The 16,568-nt window shown below is 60.2% G+C and carries 17 protein-coding genes; 13 read left to right on the plus strand and 4 right to left on the minus strand.

The features are described from left to right. Nucleotides 1-3 precede the first annotated feature (3 nt). Nucleotides 4-321: a met regulon transcriptional regulator MetJ gene (metJ, locus tag ACSBQS_RS23540; RefSeq protein ID WP_004931076.1), complete on the plus strand. Its 318-nt coding sequence runs from the start codon at nucleotides 4-6 to the stop codon at nucleotides 319-321. A gap of 77 nt (nucleotides 322-398) precedes the next feature. On the opposite strand, the gene rpmE is transcribed toward metJ, so the two are convergent. Further along, nucleotides 399-614 carry a 50S ribosomal protein L31 gene (rpmE, locus tag ACSBQS_RS23545; RefSeq protein ID WP_004931078.1) on the minus strand — a complete coding sequence of 72 codons (216 nt, stop codon included), beginning with the start codon at nucleotides 612-614 and terminating at the stop codon, nucleotides 399-401. Nucleotides 615-814: 200 nt separating this feature from the next. On the opposite strand from rpmE, the gene priA reads away from it, so the two are divergent. From priA to rraA, 7 genes are all read left to right on the plus strand, one after another. Next, a complete protein-coding gene (priA, locus tag ACSBQS_RS23550) occupies nucleotides 815-3,010 on the plus strand; it encodes a primosomal protein N' (protein WP_046687963.1) in 2,196 nt (731 codons plus the stop codon). 291 nt (nucleotides 3,011-3,301) lie between these two features. Then, nucleotides 3,302-4,330 carry a DNA-binding transcriptional regulator CytR gene (gene cytR / locus ACSBQS_RS23555; RefSeq protein ID WP_025304661.1) on the plus strand — a complete coding sequence of 343 codons (1,029 nt, stop codon included), beginning with the start codon at nucleotides 3,302-3,304 and terminating at the stop codon, nucleotides 4,328-4,330. Between the two features lie 65 nt (nucleotides 4,331-4,395). Continuing rightward, the gene (gene ftsN / locus ACSBQS_RS23560; protein ID WP_047025847.1) at nucleotides 4,396-5,328 is read left to right on the plus strand and encodes a cell division protein FtsN; all 933 of its coding nucleotides are present in this window, start codon (nucleotides 4,396-4,398) and stop codon (nucleotides 5,326-5,328) included. Between the two features lie 102 nt (nucleotides 5,329-5,430). After that, entirely contained in the window at nucleotides 5,431-5,961 is a 531-nt protein-coding gene (gene hslV, locus ACSBQS_RS23565) for an ATP-dependent protease subunit HslV (RefSeq protein ID WP_434991367.1), read from the plus strand. A 12-nt stretch (nucleotides 5,962-5,973) separates the two neighbouring features. After that, nucleotides 5,974-7,308, plus strand: coding sequence for an HslU--HslV peptidase ATPase subunit (gene hslU, locus ACSBQS_RS23570; RefSeq protein ID WP_033645212.1), 1,335 nt, complete (start codon nucleotides 5,974-5,976; stop codon nucleotides 7,306-7,308). Nucleotides 7,309-7,404: 96 nt separating this feature from the next. Then, complete coding sequence (locus ACSBQS_RS23575; protein WP_047025848.1) at nucleotides 7,405-8,322, plus strand: 1,4-dihydroxy-2-naphthoate polyprenyltransferase; 918 nt, start codon at nucleotides 7,405-7,407, stop codon at nucleotides 8,320-8,322. Between the two features lie 75 nt (nucleotides 8,323-8,397). After that, nucleotides 8,398-8,883, plus strand: coding sequence for a ribonuclease E activity regulator RraA (gene rraA, locus ACSBQS_RS23580; protein WP_004931090.1), 486 nt, complete (start codon nucleotides 8,398-8,400; stop codon nucleotides 8,881-8,883). Nucleotides 8,884-8,943: 60 nt separating this feature from the next. On the opposite strand, the gene zapB is transcribed toward rraA, so the two are convergent. Further along, entirely contained in the window at nucleotides 8,944-9,183 is a 240-nt protein-coding gene (gene zapB, locus ACSBQS_RS23585) for a septal ring assembly protein ZapB (protein WP_004931092.1), read from the minus strand. Between the two features lie 524 nt (nucleotides 9,184-9,707). Here zapB and ACSBQS_RS23590 point away from each other — a divergent pair. From ACSBQS_RS23590 to glpX, 3 genes are all read left to right on the plus strand, one after another. Further along, nucleotides 9,708-10,553 (plus strand): MIP/aquaporin family protein, encoded by an 846-nt coding sequence (locus ACSBQS_RS23590; protein WP_004931095.1) that lies wholly within the window; start codon nucleotides 9,708-9,710, stop codon nucleotides 10,551-10,553. Nucleotides 10,554-10,595: 42 nt separating this feature from the next. Beyond that, nucleotides 10,596-12,104: a glycerol kinase GlpK gene (gene glpK, locus ACSBQS_RS23595; protein WP_025304664.1), complete on the plus strand. Its 1,509-nt coding sequence runs from the start codon at nucleotides 10,596-10,598 to the stop codon at nucleotides 12,102-12,104. Nucleotides 12,105-12,234: 130 nt separating this feature from the next. Next, entirely contained in the window at nucleotides 12,235-13,245 is a 1,011-nt protein-coding gene (gene glpX, locus ACSBQS_RS23600; protein ID WP_099784704.1) for a class II fructose-bisphosphatase, read from the plus strand. 30 nt (nucleotides 13,246-13,275) lie between these two features. Here glpX and emrD read toward each other — a convergent pair whose 3' ends face one another. Further along, nucleotides 13,276-14,460, minus strand: a complete 1,185-nt coding sequence (gene emrD, locus ACSBQS_RS23605) for a multidrug efflux MFS transporter EmrD (RefSeq protein ID WP_033645209.1) — start codon at nucleotides 14,458-14,460, stop codon at nucleotides 13,276-13,278. A 298-nt stretch (nucleotides 14,461-14,758) separates the two neighbouring features. Between emrD and ACSBQS_RS23610 the strand changes: the two genes are divergently transcribed. Further along, on the plus strand, nucleotides 14,759-15,370 hold the full coding sequence (locus ACSBQS_RS23610) for a helix-turn-helix transcriptional regulator (RefSeq protein WP_033631328.1): 612 nt from the start codon (nucleotides 14,759-14,761) through the stop codon (nucleotides 15,368-15,370). A 3-nt stretch (nucleotides 15,371-15,373) separates the two neighbouring features. Then, nucleotides 15,374-16,120, plus strand: a complete 747-nt coding sequence (fpr, locus tag ACSBQS_RS23615; RefSeq protein ID WP_089192410.1) for a ferredoxin--NADP(+) reductase — start codon at nucleotides 15,374-15,376, stop codon at nucleotides 16,118-16,120. Between the two features lie 11 nt (nucleotides 16,121-16,131). Here the strand turns inward: fpr and ACSBQS_RS23620 are convergent, their stop codons facing one another. Further along, nucleotides 16,132-16,551: a DUF805 domain-containing protein gene (locus ACSBQS_RS23620; RefSeq protein WP_016929710.1), complete on the minus strand. Its 420-nt coding sequence runs from the start codon at nucleotides 16,549-16,551 to the stop codon at nucleotides 16,132-16,134. Between the last annotated feature and the right edge of the window lie 17 nt (nucleotides 16,552-16,568).

Genomic DNA, 16,568 nt, shown 5'->3' on the forward strand with positions numbered 1-16,568 from the left:
CCCATGGCTGAGTGGAACGGCGAGTATGTCAGCCCTTACGCTGAACACGGTAAAAAAAGCGAGCAAGTCAAAAAGATCACGGTATCCATTCCGCTGAAGGTCCTGAAAATCCTCACCGACGAACGGACCCGTCGCCAGGTGAACAACCTGCGCCACGCCACCAACAGCGAACTTCTGTGCGAAGCGTTTCTGCATGCCTTTACCGGCCAGCCGCTGCCGAACGATGAAGACCTGCGCAAAGAGCGCAGCGATGAAATCCCGGAAGCCGCAAAAGCGTTGATGCGCGAACTGGGTGTCGATCCCGATACCTGGGAATATTGAGAACCGCCCGGCGAACGCCGGCGGCAGAAAAGAAAAAAGGCGCCCAGGGCGCCTTTTTCATCGGTCGATAAGAAATCTTATTTCTTAGCGCCTGGTACGCTGAAACGCTTGTTGAAGCGGTCAACGCGGCCACCGGTAGCAACATCACGCTGCTTGCCAGTGTAGAACGGGTGGCATGCGCCACAAACGTCCAGGTTCAGATCGTGGCCCACGGTGGAGCGGATCTTCATCACGTTACCGCAAGAGCAGTTAGCAGTAACTTCTTCGTATTTTGGGTGGATACCTTGTTTCATGGGAAACCTCAGTTAAGGCCGTGTCGCTATCCAGCCCTGTTTCGCCAGACACCACACGTGGTTGATAATAGAATTTTGGTATCGAATTATACCAAAGGCGGCAAATTATACAGCATTAGTCGGGGCGCGCAATCGGAACCGTACATTTGCCGATGCGCCGTGTAAACTGATGCCCACTTTTTTTCAATTTGGATGAGATCATGCCCGTCGTACACGTTGCTTTGCCGGTCCCCCTCGCCCGCACCTTCGACTATCTGCTGCCGCCCGGCATGCAGCCGGTGGCCGGCGCGCGCGTGGGCGTGCCCTGGGGCAGGCAGCATGCAATCGGCATCGTCACCGGCTGCAGCGACACCAGCGAACTGCCGTTGGACAAGCTCAAACCGATCGACAGCGTGATCGACACGGAATCGCTGTTCTCCCCCAGCCTGTGGCGCATCCTGCGCTGGGCCAGCGATTACTACCACTATCCCATCGGCGAAGTGCTGTTCCACGCGCTGCCGATCCTGCTGCGCCAAGGCAAACCGGCCGAGGCCGCGCCGCTGTGGCAGTGGTTCGCCACCGAAGAGGGGCGCGCCACGCCGCCCGAAAGCCTGAAACGCGCGCCGAAACAGCAGCAGGCGCTGGCGGCGCTGTTGCAACGCCCGGTCTATCGCCATCAGGTCAGCCAGCTTGAGCTGACGGAAAGCGCCCTGCAGGCGCTGCGCGCCAAAGGGCTGATCGATCTGCGCGCTCAGGTCGCGGCCACGCAGGACTGGCGCCCCAACTTTGCGGTGCTCGGCGAGCGGCTGCGGCTGAATACCGAACAGGCCACCGCCGTCGGGGCGATCCGAAGCGAAGATGAGCAGTTTGCCGCCTGGCTGCTGGCCGGGGTCACCGGCTCCGGCAAGACCGAGGTGTATCTCAGCGTGCTGGAAAACGTGTTGGCCAAAGGCCGGCAGGCGCTGGTGCTGGTGCCGGAAATCGGCCTGACGCCGCAAACCATCGCCCGCTTTCGCGAGCGCTTCAACGCGCCGGTGGACGTGCTGCACTCCGGGCTGAACGACAGCGAACGGCTGGCGGTTTGGCTGCGCGCGCGCAGCGGCGAAGCCGCTATCGTCATCGGCACCCGCTCGGCGCTGTTCACGCCGTTCCGGCAACTGGGCGTTATCATCATCGACGAAGAGCACGACAGCTCTTATAAACAGCAGGAAGGCTGGCGCTACCACGCCCGCGATCTGGCGGTGTTCCGCGCCCGGGAAGAAGATATCCCGATGGTGATGGGCTCCGCCACGCCGGCACTGGAAACACTGCACAACGTGCAGCTGGGCAAATATCGCCAGTTGAAGCTCACCCAGCGCGCGGGCAACGCCAAACCGGCGGCGCAGCATCTGATCGATCTGAAAGGGTTGCCGCTGAAGGTCGGCCTGTCGCAGCCGCTTTTGAAAAGCATGCAGCACCATTTAAAAGCCGGCAATCAGGTGATGCTGTTCCTCAACCGCCGCGGTTACGCCCCGGCGCTGCTGTGCCACGAGTGCGGCTGGATCGCCGAATGCCAGCGCTGCGATCACTATTACACCTTCCACCAGCATCAGCGCCAGCTGCGCTGTCACCACTGCGACAGCCAGCGACCGGTGCCGCACCAATGCCCGCAGTGCGGCTCCACCCACCTGGTATCGGTCGGCGTCGGCACCGAACAGCTGGAACATGAGCTGGCGCCGCTGTTCCCCGACACGCCGATCACCCGCATCGATCGCGACACCACCAGCCGCAAAGGGTCGCTGGAGCAGCATCTGGCGGATATTCATCGCGGCGAAGCGCGCATTCTGATCGGCACGCAAATGCTGGCCAAGGGCCACCATTTTCCCGACGTCACGCTGGTGGCGTTGCTGGACGTGGACGGCGCGCTGTTCTCCGCCGACTTCCGCTCCGCCGAGCGTTTTGCTCAGCTCTATACCCAGGTCTCCGGGCGCGCGGGGCGAGCGGGCAAACAGGGTGAAGTGCTGCTGCAAACCCACCACCCGGAGCACCCGTTATTGCAGGTGCTGCTGCAACAAGGTTACGACGCCTTCGCCAAACAGACGCTGGCGGAGCGCAACAGCGTGTTTCTACCGCCCTACACCAGCCACATCATCGTGCGCGCCGAAGATCACGATAACCAACAGGCCCCGCTGTTCCTGCAGCAGCTGCGCAATCTGTTGGAAGCCAGTCCGCTTAAGGACGATTCGCTGTGGGTGATGGGCCCGGTGCCGGCGCTGCAGTCCAAACGCGGCGGCCGTTTCCGCTGGCAGCTGCTGCTGCAGCATCCGACACGGCGCGTCCTGCAACAGCTGATGAAAAGCTCGCTGCCGCTGATCGGCACCCTGCCGCAAACGCGCAAGGTGAAATGGACGCTGGATGTCGATCCGATCGACAGCTGATCCCGGAAAAGTCCGATTTAGCTGCCGTCATGCAAACGTTTACCCTTTAAATTGCGAGTGAACGCTAAAAAACCTTCTCAGGTCACATTTTTTATGCAAATTAGGTAACAAAGGCGGGGCGTATTCTGTTTAGAATGTCTGCGAGGGCAAATTTTGTCGCCACATCGCAGCGCGACGGAGTGCTCGAACGCGAGTGGCGCTCAATGACAACAATCCCGCCACCGCATGCCGGACATTGTGAGCAAACAGCAGTAGTGGCGTCGGCATGGGGCTGACGCAAGGAGAAAGGCGTTGGAACACAAGAAAGAGTTATCCATGGCGACCATGAAAGACGTCGCCGAAATGGCGGGCGTTTCAACGGCTACCGTATCGCGTGCGCTGATGAATCCGGAAAAGGTGTCAACGCCAACGCGTCAGAAAGTGGAACAGGCCGTGCTGGCCGTGGGTTATTCTCCTCATGCTCTGTCACGCAATATCAAACGCAACGAATCTCGCACCATCCTGGTGATCGTGCCCGACATCTGCGATCCGTTTTTCGCGGATGTGATCCAGGGGATCGAACAGACCGCCGCCCAACAAGGCTATCTGGTGCTGATCGGCGACTGCGCGCAGCAGAACCAGCAAGAACGCACCTTCGTCAATCTGATCATCACCAAACAGATCGACGGCATGCTGCTGCTGGGCTCTAATCTACCGTTCGACGCCAGCAAGGAAGAGCAGCGCAACCTGCCGCCGATGGTGATGGCCAATGAGTTCGCGCCCGAGCTGGAACTGCCGACGGTGCATATCGACAACCTGACCGCCGCCTTTGAAGCCGTGCATTATTTGCATCAATTGGGGCACCGGCAGATCGCCTGCGTCGCCGGGCCGGAACAGATGCCGCTGAGCCATTATCGGCTGCAAGGTTATGTTCAAGCGCTACGCCGTAATGGCATTACCGTCGAAAGCAGCTATATTACCCGGGGTGATTTTACCTACGAAGCCGGCGCGCAAGCGCTGACCCAGTTGATGGCTCAGCCGAAACCGCCGACGGCGGTGTTCTGCCACAGCGACGTCATGGCGATCGGCGTGCTGTCCCAGGCGAAGAAAATGGGGCTGCGGGTACCGCAGGATCTGTCGATCGTCGGCTTTGACGACCTCAAGCTGGCGCAGTATTGCGATCCGCCGCTGACCACGGTGGCGCAGCCGCGCTTCCAGATCGGCCAGCAGGCGATGTTGTTGCTGTTGGAGCAGTTGAACGGCCAGACGGTGGCCAGCGGCTCCCGACTCTTGGACAGTGAATTGATTATCAGAGGCAGCACCGCTGCTCCGAAACGCTAGTCAAATATTTTAGGGTTCAGTAACATGACGGACTTATCCTCTCATCAGGACACAGCGGAATAATAGTGGCACAAAAAGACTATGTAAGCCGTGGGCGCGCAGCAGGAGCTAAGCGCAAAACCCCCAGCCGTAAAAAACGCAGTTCTCCGAAGGTTTCCAAAACCGTGCTGGCGTTAGCCGTCGCGTTGCTGGTTGTCTTTGTCGGTGGCCTCTATTTCATTACGCACAACAAGCCGGAAGACGCGCCGTTGTTGCCTGCGCACACCACTCGCCCAGGCAACGGCCTGCCGCCGAAGCCGGAAGAGCGCTGGCGCTATATCAAAGAGCTGGAAAACCGACAGATCGGCGTGCAAACCCCGACCGAACCGACGGCCGGCGGCGAGCTCAATTCCAAAACTCAGCTGACCGCCGAACAACGGCAACTGCTGGAGCAGATGCAGGCCGACATGCAACAGCGCCCGACGCAGCTGAATGAAGTGCCGTATAACGATCCGGGCCAGGCCAACGCGCGCGGCAACCGCCAGCAGCAGATGCAACAACCGCAAATGCAGCAGCAGCCGGTACAGCAACAGCAGCAGGTCACTCAGGCGCCGCGCAACCCGTTCAACAACGGGGCCGCCACCGCGCCGGTGCAGCAGCACCAGCAGCCGAAGCAAGTCACCCCGCCGCCGGCGCAGGTGAAACAGCCTGAGCCGAAGCCGCAACCGAAGCCGGAGCCCAAACCGGAAGTGAAACAGGAAACGGCCAAGCAGGACACCAAACCGGAATCGAAACAGAAGTGGATGGTGCAATGCGGTTCGTTCCGCGCCACCGATCAGGCTGAATCCGTACGTGCGCGCCTGGCGTTCGAGGGCATCGAGAGCCGCATCACCGCCGGTGGCGGTTGGAATCGCGTGGTGCTCGGCCCCTACAGCAGCCGCGCCGCAGCGGACAAAACCCTTTCGCGCCTGAAGGGCGTCGGCATGTCGAGTTGCATTCCCCTCTCCGTTGGGGGTTGAAAAGCGTCAATCCCCCCCCATCTATACTCTCAATATGCCTCGTAGCGTCTGCGAAAGCAGGCGCTGCGGGGACTTCTTTCCGTCTTTAACGAGGGTCTGCTCGTGACAACAATTGTAAGCGTACGCCGCAAAGGCCAGGTCGTCATCGGTGGTGATGGCCAGGCAACCCTGGGTAATACGGTGATGAAGGGTAACGTCAAGAAAGTGCGTCGCCTGTATAACGACAAAGTGATCGCCGGTTTCGCCGGTGGCACCGCTGACGCCTTCACGCTGTTTGAACTGTTTGAACGCAAACTGGAAATGCATCAGGGCCACCTGGTGAAAGCCGCCGTCGAGCTGGCGAAAGACTGGCGCACCGACCGCATGCTGCGCAAGCTCGAAGCGCTGCTGGCGGTCGCCGATGAAACCGCCTCGCTGATCATCACCGGCAACGGCGATGTGGTGCAGCCGGAAAACGATCTGATCGCCATCGGCTCCGGCGGCCCGTACGCCCAGGCCGCCGCCCGCGCCATGTTGGAAAATACCGAGCTGAGCGCCCGCGACATCGTTGAGAAATCCCTCAACATCGCCGGCGACATCTGTATTTACACCAACCATTTCCACACCATTGAAGAATTGCCTTCCAAAGCGTAAGGATCGAATACCATGTCTGAAATGACCCCGCGCGAGATCGTCAGCGAACTGGACAGCTATATCATTGGCCAAAACAAGGCCAAACGCGCTGTCGCCATTGCCCTGCGCAACCGCTGGCGCCGGATGCAGCTCAACGAGATGCTGCGTCACGAAGTGACCCCGAAAAACATTCTGATGATCGGCCCGACCGGCGTCGGTAAAACCGAAATCGCCCGCCGTCTGGCGAAGCTGGCCAACGCGCCGTTCATCAAGGTTGAAGCCACCAAGTTCACCGAAGTGGGCTATGTGGGCAAAGAAGTGGACTCCATCATTCGCGATCTGACCGATGCCGCCATCAAAATGGTGCGCATGCAGTCGATCGAGAAAAACCGCACCCGTGCCGAAGAGTTGGCCGAAGAGCGCATTCTCGACGTGCTGATCCCGCCGGCCAAAAACAACTGGGGCCAGCCGGAAGAAGGCCAGGAACCGTCCGCCGCCCGCCAGGCATTCCGCAAGAAGCTGCGCGAAGGCCAGCTGGATGACAAAGAGATCGAAATCGATCTGGCCGCCGCGCCGATGGGCGTGGAAATCATGGCGCCTCCGGGCATGGAGGAGATGACCAACCAGCTGCAGTCGATGTTCCAGAACCTCGGCGGCCAAAAGCAAAAACCGCGCAAGCTGAAGATCAAAGAAGCCTTCAAGCTGCTGGTGGAAGAAGAAGCCGCCAAGCTGGTGAACCCGGAAGAGCTGAAAGAGCAGGCGATCGAAGCGGTTGAGCAGCACGGCATCGTGTTTATCGATGAGATCGACAAAATCTGTAAGCGCGGCGGCCAAAGCTCCGGCCCGGACGTTTCCCGCGAAGGCGTGCAGCGCGATCTGCTGCCGCTGGTGGAAGGGTGCACCGTGTCCACCAAGCACGGCATGGTGAAAACCGACCACATTCTGTTCATCGCTTCCGGCGCGTTCCAGACCGCCAATCCGTCGGATCTGATCCCGGAACTGCAGGGCCGTCTGCCGATCCGCGTTGAGCTGCAGGCGCTGACCACCGAAGACTTCGAGCGCATCCTGACCGAGCCGAGCGCGTCGCTGACCGAACAGTACAAAGCGCTGATGGGCACCGAAGGCGTCAATATCGAGTTCACCGCCGACGGCATCCGCCGCATCGCCGAAGCCGCGTGGCAGGTCAACGAAAGCACCGAGAACATCGGCGCGCGTCGTCTGCACACCGTGCTGGAGCGTCTGATGGAAGATATTTCCTACGATGCGAGTGAAATTAATGGCCAATCCATTACAATTGATGCGGATTACGTGCGCAGTCATCTGGATGAACTGGTGGCGGATGAAGATTTGAGTCGTTTTATCCTATAATCGCTCAATCATTGTCTTGTCAGTCATCTGTGTGGGAGGCATTGCCTCCCACAATTATTTCTAACGGACACCGCAACTTACTGACAGAAGCGAAACATGAGCTCATCAACCTCCACCACCCCGATTTCCGCCTGGCTCGAAAGTCTACGCCCCCGCACCCTGCCGTTGGCCTTTGCCTCCATCGTGGTCGGCTCGGCGATCGCCGCCTGGCACGGCAGCCTGAAACCTGAAGTGGCGCTGCTGGCGCTGGTGACCGCCGGTCTGCTGCAGATCCTCTCCAACCTGGCGAATGACTACGGCGATGCGGTCAAAGGCAGCGACAAAGAAGATCGCATCGGGCCGTTGCGCGGCATGCAAAAGGGCATGATCACCCAGGCGCAGATGAAACGGGCGCTGGTGGTGACGGTAGTGCTGATCGCCATCGCCGGCTGTTCGCTGATCGCCGTCGCCTGCGAGCAACCCAGCGACGTGGTGGGCTTCCTGGTGCTGGGCGGGCTGTCTATCGTGGCGGCCATCACCTACACCGTCGGCAACAAACCCTACGGGTATTTGGGGCTGGGCGACATCTCGGTGCTGGTGTTCTTCGGCTGGCTGAGCGTGGCCGGCACCTACTATTTGCAGACGCATACCTTCGACAGCGTCGTGATGCTGCCGGCCACCGCCTGCGGCCTGCTGGCGACGGCGGTGCTCAACATCAACAATCTGCGCGATATCGAAAGCGATCGCGAAAACGGCAAGAATACGCTGGCGGTGCGTCTCGGCCCGCACAAGGCGCGCATTTACCACGCCCTGCTGCTCGGCAGCGCGGTGCTGTGTTTCGCGCTGTTCACGCTGTTCAACCTCCACAGCCCGTGGGGTTGGCTGTTCGTGCTGGCGATCCCGCTGCTGGTGCGCCACGGCCTGCGCGTGCTGCGCGATCCGACGCCGGTCGGCATGCGGCCGATGCTGGAGCATATGGTCAAGGCGGCGTTGCTGGCCAACCTGCTGTTCGCCATCGGCGTGGCGCTCAGTTAAAAACTGATGATTTTGCCAACAGGGCGAATAAAGGGATATACTGAACATTCCTGCGGCAAACAGACGTAAAATCCTATGAAATACGATACTTCCGAACTTTGCGACATCTATCATGAAGAGGTGAACGTTGTTGAACCTCTGTTCTCCAATTTTGGCGGGCGTACTTCATTTGGCGGGCAGATCACCACGGTGAAATGCTTTGAGGATAACGGCCTGTTATTCGATCTGCTTGAAGAAAACGGTCGCGGCCGCGTGCTGTTGGTCGACGGTGGCGGTTCGGTACGCCGGGCGCTGATCAACGCCGAACTGGCGCGCCTGGCCGCCCAGAACGAATGGGAAGGCATCGTGGTGTACGGCGCGGTGCGCCAGGTGGACGATCTGGAAGAGCTCGACATCGGCATTCAGGCGATGGCGGCGATCCCGGCGGGTGCCGTAAGCGAAGGCGTGGGCGAAAGCGATATCCGCGTCAACTTCGGTGGCGTCACCTTCTTCTCCGGCGACCACCTGTATGCCGACAACACCGGCATCATCCTCTCCGAAGACCCGCTCGACATCGAGTGATTTTCGGACATGAAAAAGGGCGCCTCAGGCGCCCTTTTCGTTGCTGCATGGCGTAAGGAATCAAACCTCTTCCATTTTGCCCAGCAGCGCGCGCAGGCGATCTTGCCATACGTGCTGTTCTTCTTTCAGCTGTTGGTTTTCGCGCACCAGCGCTTCGTGGTTGCCGGAGGCAGCCTGCACTTCCTGCGACAGAGAGTTGTTTTTGTCTTTCAGCTCTTCAATTTCCATCTGCAACAAGGTGATGGTATCAATCGCCTGCTGTACTTTTGCTTCCAGTTTCTCAAATACTTCAAATGACATGCTTCAGTCCCCTCATGATAGCAAGGCGTACATCTATAAGTAGCGGCCGCAACGTCGGCTGCAGCTACTGCGAATATTGCATCGCGCTCAGTGACGCGCGCCGTTACGGAAGGCGCGCCAGTCTCGATTCGTTAAAAACGATTGTAAGTAGCCAGTCTCCGCCTGTCTAGCAACATACCGGATCATCGCGCAGTCTGTTGCAATTTTCCTGCCCTCGCCATCAGTAAAAACTGAAAATCCCCGCCGCCGCCGCCGCGAGTTGTTAACGCCCCTCGCCAAACCACTGGTCAGATCACACTTTTATGGCTCAGAAAGAACACTGAACGACGCGAAATCGCTCAATTTTATGACGCGCCACACACATTTTGATTTCGCTATTTCTCGTTTATGTTCGTTAACGATAAATTTACATCACGTCCTCATTCAATAATTGGACGAGATGAAAAAAACTGTGCCCATAGGTCAGATGTATACCTGGCTGAGCCTATAAACCAACAACCGCCGTTTTGCAGGACACCAACATTATGAGCCAAACCACCAGTCCGACATTAAAAGGCCAGTGCATCGCCGAGTTTCTCGGCACGGCGCTGCTGATCTTCTTTGGCGTAGGCTGCGTTGCCGCACTGAAACTGGCGGGCGCCAGCTTCGGCCAGTGGGAAATCAGCATCATTTGGGGCCTCGGCGTCGCCATGGCCATCTATCTGACCGCCGCCATTTCCGGCGCGCATCTCAACCCGGCGGTCACCCTCGCCCTGTGGCTGTTCGCCTGCTTCGACGGGCGCAAAGTGGTGCCTTACATCATTGCGCAGATCGCCGGTGCCTTCTGCGCCGCCGCCCTGGTCTACGGGCTGTACTACAACCTGTTCTTCGACTTCGAAGCGGCTCACCATATGGTGCGCGGCAGCAACGAAAGCCTTGAACTGGCCGGCATCTTCTCGACTTACCCTAACGCGCACATCTCCGTCGGCCAGGCCTTCCTGGTAGAAATGGTGATCGCTGCGATCCTGATGTGCCTGATCCTGGCGCTGACCGACGACGGCAACGGCATTCCGCGCGGCCCGCTGGCGCCGCTGCTGATCGGTATTCTGATTGCCGTGATCGGCGCCTCCATGGGACCATTGACCGGCTTTGCGTTGAACCCGGCGCGTGACTTCGGGCCGAAACTGTTCGCCTACCTGGCCGGCTGGGGCAAAGTCGCCTTCACCGGCGCGCGCGACATCCCGTACTTCCTGGTGCCGATCTTCGCCCCTATCGTCGGCTGTGGCCTGGGCGCTTTCGGTTACCGCGCGCTGATTGGCCGCCACCTGCCGTGCGACGTCTGCGTGACGGAAGAAGAGCCCGACGCCAAGACCCAGCAGCGTAAAGCGTGATGGGTGCAGTTTTAAACGGTTAACAACAGCAGGATAATTACCATGACTGTAGAAAAAAAATACATTGTCGCACTCGACCAAGGGACCACCAGCTCACGCGCCGTCGTGCTCGATCACGACGCCAACATCGTTGCGGTATCGCAACGCGAATTCCCGCAGATCTATCCAAAGGCCGGCTGGGTTGAGCACGACCCGATGGAGATCTGGGCGTCGCAAAGCTCGACGCTGGTAGAAGTGCTGGCGAAGGCCGACATCAATTCCGATCAGATCGCCGGTATCGGCATCACCAACCAGCGCGAAACCACCATCGTCTGGGAAAAAGAGACCGGCAAGCCGGTCTACAACGCCATCGTCTGGCAGTGCCGCCGCACCGCCGACATCTGCGAGAAGCTCAAGCGCGACGGCCTGGAAGAGTACATCCGTCACAACACCGGCCTGGTGGTTGACCCCTACTTCTCCGGCACCAAGGTGAAATGGATCCTGGACAACGTCGAAGGCGCCCGCGAGCGCGCCAAGCGCGGCGAACTGCTGTTCGGCACCGTCGATACCTGGCTGGTGTGGAAGATGACCCAGGGGCGCGTACACGTCACCGATTACACCAATGCCTCACGCACCATGATGTTCAACATCCACGAGCTGGACTGGGACGAACGCATGCTGGAAGTGCTGGACATTCCGCGCGCCATGCTGCCGAAAGTCCGTCCTTCCTCCGAGGTATACGGCCAGACCAACATCGGCGGCAAGGGCGGCACGCGTATTCCTATCGCCGGTATCGCCGGCGACCAGCAAGCGGCATTGTACGGCCAGCTGTGCGTTCAACCGGGCATGGCGAAGAACACCTACGGCACCGGCTGCTTCCTGCTGATGAACACCGGCAAAGAAGCGGTGCGCTCGAAAAACGGTTTGCTGACCACCATCGCCTGCGGCCCGCGCGGCGAAGTGAACTATGCGCTGGAAGGCGCGGTGTTCATCGGCGGTGCGTCTATCCAGTGGCTGCGCGACGAGCTGAAACTGATCAGCGACGCCGCCGACTCCGAATATTTCGCCACCAAGGTGAAAGACAGCAACGGCGTCTATGTGGTGCCGGCCTTCACCGGCCTGGGCGCGCCCTACTGGGATCCGTATGCCCGCGGCGCCATCTTCGGCCTGACCCGCGGTGCCAACAGTAACCACATCATCCGCGCCACGCTGGAATCCATCGCCTTCCAGACGCGCGACGTGCTGGACGCCATGCAGGCCGACGCCAACACCCGCCTGCAATCGCTGCGCGTGGACGGCGGCGCGGTCGCCAACAACTTCCTGATGCAGTTCCAGTCCGATATCCTCGGCACCCGCGTAGAGCGCCCTGAAGTGCGTGAATCGACGGCGTTGGGCGCCGCGTTCCTGGCGGGCCTGGCCATCGGCTACTGGAACGATCTGGATGAAGTGAAGAGCAAAGCGGTGATTGAGCGTGAATTCCGCCCAAGCATCGAAACCACCGAACGCAACTACCGCTACAGCGGCTGGAAAAAAGCGGTGGCTCGCGCGCAGGCATGGGAAGATCACGATTAAACCCAGCCTTGCCGTTACCCCCAAATTGCGCTGCCTGCGGGCGGCGCTTTTTTTTTGCCCCGCCCCGCCGCCGCCGCGCTGTGATAGACTTTGCCGATATTTTCTTCCCTTTCTCACAGACAGGTTTGCCATGAAACGTGAATTAGCCATCGAATTTTCCCGCGTTACCGAAGCCGCCGCGCTGGCGGGCTACAAATGGCTGGGACGCGGCGACAAGAACGCCGCCGACGGCGCGGCGGTCCACGCCATGCGCATCATGCTCAACAAGGTGGATATCGATGGCCGCATCGTGATTGGCGAAGGCGAGATCGACGAAGCGCCGATGCTGTATATCGGCGAGCAGGTCGGCAGCGGCCAAGGCGACGCGGTCGACATCGCGGTCGATCCGATCGAGGGCACCCGCATGACCGCCATGGGCCAGTCCAACGCGCTGGCGGTCTTGGCGGTGGGCGATCGCGGCACCTTCCTGCACGCGCCGGACATGTACATGGAGAAGCTGGTGGTCGGCCCGGCGGCGCGCGGCGCCATCGATCTCAATCTGCCGCTGGCGGAGAACCTGCGAAACGTCGCCGCGCGGCTGGACAAACCCTTGTCACAGCTGACGGTCATCGTGTTGGCCAAACCGCGCCACGACGGCGTTATCGCGCAGATGCAGCAGTTGGGCGTGCGGGTGTTCGCCATTCCTGACGGCGACGTGGCGGCCTCCATTCTCACCTGCATGCCGGAAAGCGAAGTCGATGTGATGTACGGCATCGGCGGCGCGCCGGAAGGGGTGATCTCCGCCGCGGTGATCCGCGCGCTGGACGGCGACATGCAGGCGCGTTTGCTGGCGCGCCATGAAGTGAAAGGCGACAGCCCCGAGAACCGCCGCCTCGGCGAGCAGGAGCTGGCGCGCTGCCGTGAGATGGGCATCGAGGCCGGTCAGGTCTTGCGCCTGGACCAGATGGCGCGCAACGACAACGTCATCTTCTCCGCTACCGGCATCACCAAGGGCGATTTGCTGGAGGGCATCAGCCGTAAGGGCAACATGGCCACGACCGAAACGTTACTGATCCGCGGCAAGTCGCGCACCCTTCGCCGTATCCGTTCAACCCACTATCTGGATCGCAAAGACCCGGCGCTGCACGAGTTTCTGCTGTAACGAAACAGGGCGCCGAATGGCGCCCTGTCGTTATGCGGTGTGTCCCTGATGCTGCATCCGGTTGGACAGCGGCCACCAGCACAGCAGGATCAGCACCGCCATCGCGAACATCAGCAAACCGAGGCTGAACTGCCCGGTTTGCGGCAGCATGGCGGAAAGCCAGGTCGCCAGACCGGAGCCCATGTTCTGCATGCCGCCCACCAACGCGCCCGCCGCGCCGGCCAGATAGGGAAACGGCTCCATCGCCCCGGTGGTCGCCAGCGGGAACAGCATGCCGGCGCCGAAGAAGAACAATGCAGCCGGCACGATCAGCGTCCAGATGTTCATCACGCCAAACCAGCCCGGGATCCACATCATCGCTCCCGCCAGCAGGCAGCTAATCACCGAATGCCACATCAGGGTGTGGAAGGTCTTGCCGTCGCGCCCGGCGTACCAGGCGCCGAAAAACGCCGCCGGGATCGGCAGAATGAACAGGATACTGACGGTCAGGCCGCTCAGCCCCAACACACCGCCCATCAACACGCCGCAGCTGGCTTCAAATACCGCAATCCCCGCCAGCGCGCCGATCAGCATCACCAGATAGCAACTGAAGGTGCTGTCGCTCAGCAGCTGGCGGAAACTGGCCAGCATGCGGCGTTTTTCTGTCTGGACCGGACGGGTCTCCGGCAGCCAGCGGAACATCGCGAAGGCGACGCAGGCGCACAGCGCCAGCAGGAAGGCGTAACAGGCTCGCCAGCCGAACACCATCGCCAGCGCGCCGCCGATCACCGGCGCCAACAGCGGGCTGACCAAAATCCCCATATTCAGCAGGCTGTTGGCATAGCGCAGCGCGGTGCCGGCATACAGATCGCGCGGCATGGTGCGCGCCATCACGCCCGCCACGCCGGTGCCCATGCCCTGGATGGCGCTGGCGGCGACCAGCATCGTCAGGTTGGTGGACAGCAGCGCGCCCAGCGCCCCCACCAGGAAGATCATCATGCCGGTCAGGATCACCGGACGACGCCCGATACGATCCGATATCGGCCCGTAAATCAGCTGGGAGAAACCGTAGGTCAGCAAATACGCCGCCATCACCCGCTGCACGGCGCCGGTGCGCACCGACAGATCGTGAGCGATGTCAGCAATAACGGGAACATAAATGGTTTGCGCCATCTGACCGACGGCGACCAACAGGATAAGCATCACCAGCAGGTGAAAGTTCTCTAGTTTTCTCATTATCTTCGTTAACGTTTCAACTCGTCACAGCGTCCCGGTATGGCCGTTGCAGCAGCCAGAACGGCGAGCAGCCCTCTATGGCGGCATAAGCTAATCAAATCTGATTTTTTTAGCGAGTTTCAGACAAATATTGATCCAGGTCACACTGGCAGCAAACCCGACCAGGCTCGTAAATTAAACTGTACGTCTAACGCTTTGGGGGTAAAAATTAGCGCGTTTGCAGTAGCTGCGCTTTAGCATTTAATCGATAATTATTTTCATCAACTTGAAATAAAATAACACCATAGGGATTTGGTTCATGAAAACACCTGAGCTGATTTTATTGCAGTTAAAGGCTCTCGGCCCGCACTCCGCCAAAATGCTGGCGGAGCGTCTGGACATCACGCCGATGGGCATCCGACAACATCTGCAATCCCTGGAAAAACGTGAGCTGGTTTGTTACGAAGAAGCGCGCAGCAAGGTCGGCCGCCCGACGCGCTACTGGTCGCTGACCGAGCGGGGGCACGCCTACACGGCCGACGATCAGGAGCGACTGCGGGAATCCGCGCTGCAGCTGTTTGGCGGCGCCGGCGTGGAACCGTTGCTCATCGCGCGCGAAGAGCAGCTTTATCTGCGCTATGCCGAAGAGCTGTCCGCCGAGCGCAGCCATCAGGATCGGCTAACCCGCCTGGTTCGCCTGCGGCAACACGACGGTTACATGGCCGAATTGCTCGATCATCCGCACGGTGCGCTGCTGGTGGAAAACCACTGTCCGATCGGCGTGGCCGGTTCCAACTGCAGCAGCCTGTGCAATTCCGAGCTGCAGCTGTTTCACCGCCTGTTCGGCAACGACTACCGGGTAGAGCGCACCGCGCACGCCATTTCCGGCTCACGACATTGTGCTTATTTGATTCGACCACGGGAGCTTTAGAGTATGGCTGAATGGGTAAACGGCAAGGTTACGCAGGTAAAACAATGGACCGACGGGCTGTTCAGCCTGGTGGTCAATGCCCCCATCGATCCTTTCACCGCCGGGCAATTCGCCAAGCTGGCGCTGGAGATCGACGGTGAACGGGTGCAGCGCGCCTACTCCTACGTCAATGCCCCCGATGACGCCAACCTGGAGTTCTATCTGGTCACGGTGCCGGAAGGCAAACTGAGCCCACGCCTCAATCAGCTGCGGCCGGGATCGGACCTGATGGTGACCAAAGAAGCCGCCGGCTTCTTCGTGCTGGACGAGGTGCCCGACTGCGACACGCTGTGGATGCTGGCGACCGGCACCGCCATTGGCCCCTATTTATCGATTCTGCAGCAAGGCACCGGCCTCGAGCGCTTTAACAACCTGGTGCTGGTGCACGCCGCGCGTTTTGCGCGCGACCTGAGCTACCTGCCGCTGATGCAGCAACTGCAGCAACGCTACAACGGCAAGCTGCGCATCCAGACCGTCGTCAGCCGTGAAGAGACGCCCGGCTCACTGACCGGCCGCGTGCCGGCGCTGATCGAGGACGGCCGACTGGAAGCGGCGATCGGCTTGACCATCGACGCCGAAACCAGCCACGTGATGCTGTGCGGCAACCCGCAAATGGTGCGAGATACGCAGCAAACGCTGAAAGACCAACGCCAGATGCGCAAGCACCTGCGCCGCAAGCCGGGCCATATCACCAGCGAACACTACTGGTAACCCGGCGGGGATCAGCGGAACTTCACCGGTTCGGCTTCCGGGCCGAACCGATTGTCTCCCGGCGTGCCGACGAAGGCGCCCAAATCGATCATCATCATCACGATAATCAGCGTCGGAATGAAACGCCCGACGCCCCATTGCCAGATCGGTGCCAGCATCTGCCAGTTCCCCGCCGCCAGCATCCACGCCAGGATCAGCAGCAGCGCCCACCAGCCGGCCTTGTTGCGATCGTGCAGGCGCTTGACCAGCACCGCCGCCGTCGGCCACAGCAGCGCCACGATAAAGAAAGCGATGGATTGGATGGCGATCAGCTGATAGTTGGCCAGCGTAAACGCCGCCGCCATCAGCACCAGCCACAGCCCCATCCAGATCCAGAAGTCGCGCCGCCCGATGCGGCCCTTAAAAGAAAAACACCACTGTTGTAACGTCATCGATTCCTGCGCTCTAA

The sequence above is a fragment of the Serratia sp. H402Y genome, from assembly GCF_051172415.1.
Lineage (GTDB): Bacteria > Pseudomonadota > Gammaproteobacteria > Enterobacterales > Enterobacteriaceae > Serratia > Serratia ureilytica.